Genomic DNA, 4,740 nt, shown 5'->3' on the forward strand with positions numbered 1-4,740 from the left:
ACCAGTTCGAGGGCCTTCTCGATGTCGGCGCGCTCCAGCCCGGTGGCGGCGAGGGGGTGAGGCCGGCGGCCGCGCTCGCCGCGGCGGCGGTCAGGACCGTCGCGCGGACGCCCCGGTTGAGGCCGGACTGGGTGGGGCGGCGATGGGACACCACGGGCCGTGCTCCTTCCGCTGCGCGCGTACGCACGCGGCCCCCTGCCGCCCGGGCCGGGCGGGCCGAGGGACGGGAGCCGCACAGCAGACAGACAGTAATCGTCCGGTTACGCACCGGCCAAGGACCGGACCGGTCGCGCGGGGGCCCGAAACGGCTCCGCCCCGGCGGTGACCTCGGTCTCCGTCGGGGCGGGGCGTCGTGCGGGGGCGTACCGATTCGCCCGTTCGGGCGTCAGGTACGGATGCCGGGCGGGCGTCAGATGCGGACGCCGACCTGGAAGCTGCCGATGGTGTCCATCGACTCGTAGCGGACGTACGCGCCGGGGTGCGGGGCGTGCAGCACCGTGTTGTTGCCCGCGTAGAGGGCGACGTGCTCGGTGTTGTTGAAGAACACCAGGTCGCCCGGTTTCAGCGAGCTGCGGCCGATCTGCGTGCCCTGGTTGATCTGGGTGTACGTGGTGCGAGTGATCGCGACACCCGCCTGCGCGTAGGCCCACTGCGTGAGGCCCGAGCAGTCGAAGGAGCTGGGGCCCGTGCCGCCGGAGACGTACGGCTTGCCGATCTGCGTGGCGGCGTTGGCGAGGGCGGCGGCGCCGAGGGCGGAGGCGGGGACCTCGTTGCCCAGGTCGACGCGGGTGCCGGCGGAGCGGCTGGCGCGCGCGTCGTCGTCGGCCATCTTCTGCCGCTCGGCGGCGGTGAGCGTGTTCAGCAGGGTCTGGGCGTCGGCGAGCTTCTTCTGGTACTTCTTCTTGTTCGCGCCGAGGGCGTCGCGGACCTCGGAGAGCTCGGAGAGCTTCGCCTCGGCTTCCTTGCGCTCCTGGGCGAGGCTGCGCTGCTTGGCCTGGATCTTCTCCAGCGACTCGGTCTGCTTGGCCGTCAGCTGGTCCAGCGCGGAGGCCTGGTCGAGGAAGGTGTCCGGGTCCGAGGCGAGGAAGAGCTGCACGGAGGGATCGATGCCGCCGGAGCGGTACTGCGCGGTGGCGATCGAACCGAGTTCGCCGCGGAGGCTGTTGAGGTCCGCCTGCTCGCGGGCGACCTTGTCCTGGAGGGCGTCGACCTCCTTCTCCAGCTTCTCCTGCTGCTCCTTGGCCCCGTTGTACTTCTCGGTGGCGGCCTCGGCCTCTTCGTAGAGCTTGTCGACCTTCTCCTTGACCTCGGCCTTGGTCGGCTTCGGGTCGGCGTGCGCGGCCTGGGCGGACAGGGCCACTGCGGCCGCGGCGGTCGCGGTGAGCACGGTCACACGGGCGCGGCTCGGCTGCTTGGGTCGACGGTGGGACGCCACGAAGGCGAGCTCCTTCTTCCTCAGAGCCGCCTACCAGACCGGAGGGCAGTGTGCCCGGTACGACCCGGCTCCGCACACTTCACGGACTCGGCGGTTCCTTCGCCGCCACCCCGAATGAGTGACCTACCGTGCGAAGGTTCGAGCACTGACCCTAGTGACCAAGCTGTGATCAGTTCAAATCCTCCCCGGAAAAACTTCGTCACACCCGACGCCCCCCGGGCCCTCGACGCACCGCGCGTAGCGAGGAGTTGACGGTACGTTTCTCCGAATCCTACCGAATGCGGCATGCCACCCCACACCGACCTTCGGGAACTAAACGCGTGAAAGCCGCTTCAGGAGCAGGGCGGACGCGACGGGTCGGGCACCGGCCTTGGCCACTCCGTCCGCCACCTCCCGGTCGGTGGAGACCACCACGACGGGCCGTCCCGGCGGTTCGGCGCGGGCCAGTTGACGGATCAGCTCGTCGGCGGTCACCCCCGCCTTGCTGAAGAGCACCCGGACCCCGCGCGGCGGCGCGAGCAGCACCGGCACGGCCAGCTCCGCCCCGTCGAACACACAGGTCATCTCGGCACCCGTCTGCGCGGCGAGCATCGAGAGCCCGCCCAGCAGCCTCAACCGCTGCTTCTCCAGGGGCATCTGCGGATAGCCGGTCTTCGTGACGTTGTAGCCGTCGACGATCAGGTGCGCCTGGGGCAGGGCCAGCAGCTGGTCCAGCAGCGCCGGGTCGGTCTCCGACAGCGCCCTGGCGGCGATGTCCTTGGGCGACATCCGGCCCGGCTCGACCGCGTCCACTCCGTCGGCGGGGCGGGACGTCGCGGGCGGCAGCGCGAGTTCGCGGCGCAGACCGGCGGCGGCGTCGAGCACGGTGTCCAGCAGCAGCCGCAGCCGCATGTCCTCGACCGAACGGCCCTCGCGGGCGGCTCTGCGGCCCGTCTCCACGGCTGTCTCGGCCTCTGCCAGGCGGGTCTTCAGCCGGCGGGTCTCGCTCTCGGCCTGCGAGACCTGGGCCGCCGCCTCGGCGCGTACGGCGTCCGCCTCGACGGTGGCCCGGCGCACCGCCGCCTCGCTGCGCTTGACCTCGCTCAGCGCGCTGCGCAGCTTGCGGTGGAGCGACTCGGACTCCTTGCGGGCGGCGTCCAGTTCGGCACGGAGCCGCTCGGTGTCGGTCTTCGTCTGGTCGCGCGCGTGCGCCAGTTCCTCGCGCAGGCGTTCCGTCTCGCGCCGGTTCTCGTCGTCGGCGCGCTCCGCGCTGGCCCGCTGGACCTCCTCGCCGGCGGCCTGCACCAGCTTGACCCAGCCGACCGGGCGGAGCACGTACGCGGCTGCGGCGACGTCCACCGGATCGGCGGCGGCCGGGGGAGCGCCGGACTCCAGGGCGCGGGCCAGCTCGGGCTGGGCGGCCGCGATCCGCTCCCCGATGCGCCCGCGGAAGCGCGCGTCGCCCTCCAGGGCCGCGGCCATGGCGTTCCCGGCGAACTTCGCGCGCCGGGTCGGGGTGAAGCGGGCGTACTGACGCAGCTGGGCGGGCAGCTCGCCGACCGTCAGACCCCCGAAGGCGTCCGAGACCAGCGCGACCACCCGCCGCCGCACTCCCTCGGGCAGCGGGCGGTCGAGCGCCTCGACGGCGCCGTCGGCCCCATCGGCCGGATCAGCGCCGCTGGTCGGCTGCTCCACCATCCGTCACCCCATCGTGTCTGTGGTGCGACTCCGTCAGGAGTCGGCACCTGGCCTGTCCACCAGTTCGATCTGGTCCACCGCGTTGCACCAACGGCAGCGCACCGATTCGATCGTCTCACTGACGACCTCCCGCTCCTCGACACTGGCGTCACCGGCCAGGTCGAGGTGGATGTACTCCACCACCTTCGACGACCTCGTCACGTCGAAACGAGTGAGGTTCCCGCAGAGCGTGCAGCGCCAGCGGGTCGCGTCGGTCGGCTGGGGAACCGTCGTCATCGTGCCGTCCTCTTTCGTCGTCGGGGCCTCGTGCCGTCCCGGACCGGGCCCCGTCCTGTCCTGCCTCAAGGATCTCGCGGTGCGCCGTCGAACTGCGGGTGTCCTGGGGCAACCCTACGGCCTCGTACCCCGCCACCGGCACGGCGAGGCGGCCCGTTCCGTTCCGTCCCGGTACGTCATGCTCCGTACATGATCGAACGGCGTGACGCGGACCCGCTGGGCCCGGTACGAAGACTGCGCCTCCCGGCGGCGGCGGGCGGCGCCCCCGTCACGTACGGCCTCATCGCCGTGTGCTGCCTGGTCTTCGTGGTCAGCCCGGTCTCCGGCCTCGGCCCCTCCCCCGGCACCGCCGACGCGGCTCTCGCCGCCCAGGCCGGGTACTTCGAGCGGTGGGGCGTGATCCCGGCGGAACTGTGGGGCGGCCCGGCGCACGCGTGGCTCACCCCGTTCACCGCTCTCTTCGTGCACGGCGGCTGGCTGCACCTGCTGGGCAACATGCTCTTCCTGCACGTGTTCGGCGCCATGGCCGAGGAGCGGATGGGCCACCTCGGCTTCGCCCTCTTCTACACGGGCTGCGGCTGTCTGACCCTGGTCGTCTACGCGGCGGCGTACTCCGGCTCCGAGCAGACGCTGGTCGGAGCCTCGGGTGCCATCTCGGCGGTGCTCGGGGCGTTCCTGCGCCTCTTCCCCCGGGCGCGGGTCACCAGCATCTTCCCGTTCCTCCTCTTCCTGCCGCTGCGCTTCCCGGCCTGGATCGTGCTCCTCTTCTGGTTCGTCCTCCAGTGGCTGGCGGCCCGGAGCGCGGGGAGCGGGCCCGGCGTCGCCTACCTGGCACACGTGACCGGGTTCGGAGCGGGATTCGTCCTGGCCCGGGGGCCCCACCGGCGTGGGGCTAGAGTGAAGACACCAGCCACGGCCACCGAGGGAGAAAGCCAGCCGTGATCACCGCGATCGTGCTCATCAAAACCAGCGTCGACCGGATTCCGGAGATCGCCGAGTCCATCGCGGCGCTCGACTGCGTCAGCGAGGTCTTCTCGGTCACCGGTACGTACGACCTGATCGCCATGGTCCGGGTGGCCCGCCACGACGACCTCGCCGAGGTCATCCCCGGCCGGATCAGCAAGATCCAGGGCGTGGAGGCCACCGATACCCACGTGGCGTTCCGTACGTACTCCCAGCACGACCTGGAGGCCGCGTTCGCCATCGGCCTGGACGCGTAACCACCGCTCACGGAGCGGTCCTCGGCAGCGCTTCGGCCGGGGACGGGCAGCTGCCCGTCCCCCCCCGCAAAGTTTAAAGCGGCGGCGCGCGAAAAGAGAGGGTCACCCGCGCGCGGCGGCACCGCCCCCCCC

5 protein-coding genes are annotated in these 4,740 nt (G+C 71.9%); 2 read left to right on the forward strand and 3 right to left on the reverse strand.

The window, feature by feature from the left end:
- Positions 1–409: 409 nt before the first annotated feature.
- The 3 genes from ACWD3D_RS33675 to ACWD3D_RS33685 form a co-directional block, all read right to left on the reverse strand.
- Positions 410–1,435, reverse strand: coding sequence for an NlpC/P60 family protein (locus tag ACWD3D_RS33675; protein ID WP_451464512.1), 1,026 nt, complete (start codon positions 1,433–1,435; stop codon positions 410–412).
- 312 nt (positions 1,436–1,747) lie between these two features.
- Positions 1,748–3,109 carry an NYN domain-containing protein gene (locus ACWD3D_RS33680; protein ID WP_451464515.1) on the reverse strand — a complete coding sequence of 454 codons (1,362 nt, stop codon included), beginning with the start codon at positions 3,107–3,109 and terminating at the stop codon, positions 1,748–1,750.
- A 36-nt stretch (positions 3,110–3,145) separates the two neighbouring features.
- On the reverse strand, positions 3,146–3,388 hold the full coding sequence (locus ACWD3D_RS33685; RefSeq protein ID WP_266703465.1) for a hypothetical protein: 243 nt from the start codon (positions 3,386–3,388) through the stop codon (positions 3,146–3,148).
- Positions 3,389–3,577: 189 nt separating this feature from the next.
- Here ACWD3D_RS33685 and ACWD3D_RS33690 point away from each other — a divergent pair, with 189 nt between their 5' ends.
- Both ACWD3D_RS33690 and ACWD3D_RS33695 read left to right on the forward strand, forming a co-directional pair.
- Positions 3,578–4,330 (forward strand): rhomboid family intramembrane serine protease, encoded by a 753-nt coding sequence (locus ACWD3D_RS33690; protein WP_451464513.1) that lies wholly within the window; start codon positions 3,578–3,580, stop codon positions 4,328–4,330.
- On the forward strand, positions 4,327–4,608 hold the full coding sequence (locus tag ACWD3D_RS33695; protein WP_451464514.1) for an Lrp/AsnC family transcriptional regulator: 282 nt from the start codon (positions 4,327–4,329) through the stop codon (positions 4,606–4,608). Before ACWD3D_RS33690 ends, ACWD3D_RS33695 begins: the two co-directional genes overlap by 4 nt.
- Positions 4,609–4,740: the final 132 nt, after the last annotated feature.

The organism is Streptomyces sp. NPDC002690 (assembly GCF_053592415.1).

Excerpts from the sequence above, each read along its gene's own strand:
- ACWD3D_RS33690 (WP_451464513.1), top strand. The coding sequence starts at position 3,578 with ATGATCGAACGGCGTGACGCGGACCCGCTGGGCCCGGTACGAAGACTG.
- ACWD3D_RS33685 (WP_266703465.1), bottom strand. The coding sequence starts at position 3,388 with ATGACGACGGTTCCCCAGCCGACCGACGCGACCCGCTGGCGCTGCACG.